Raw genomic sequence first — 389 nt, 5'->3', positions numbered from 1 at the left:
CGTCGGCAGCGTCAGATGTGTATAAGAGACAGGGGAAGGGCTTTGCTCTTGCGTCCAGGCAGCTAGCGCGCTTTCGGGGGCCGACTGGCTGCGATGTCCCGCCTCGTCCAAGGCCCGCCGCAAGCCACTGACGATCAGTCCGCGCACCATCGCCGGATCACGAAACCGCACCTCGGTCTTCGCCGGATGGACGTTGACATCGACCGCGTCGGGCGGAACGTCGAGAAACAGCGCCACCACAGCATGCCGGTCGCGCGGCATCATCTCGGCATACGCCCCGCGAATCGCGCCGATCAGCAGCCGATCCTTCACCGGCCGCCCGTTGACGAACAGATATTGATGGTCCGCCACGCCGCGGTTGAAGGTCGGCCTGTCTCTTATACACATCT

1 pseudogene is annotated in these 389 nt (G+C 64.0%); it reads right to left on the bottom strand.

The window, feature by feature from the left end:
- Nucleotides 1-389, bottom strand: a pseudogene (locus QN347_RS19505) (hypothetical protein); the annotation flags it as partial.

The organism is Sphingomonas sp. 10B4, assembly GCF_035019905.1.
GTDB lineage: Bacteria > Pseudomonadota > Alphaproteobacteria > Sphingomonadales > Sphingomonadaceae > Sphingomonas > Sphingomonas glacialis.
The sequence above is the reverse complement of the archived record's forward strand: the minus strand, read 5'-3'. Positions and strand labels throughout refer to the sequence as shown.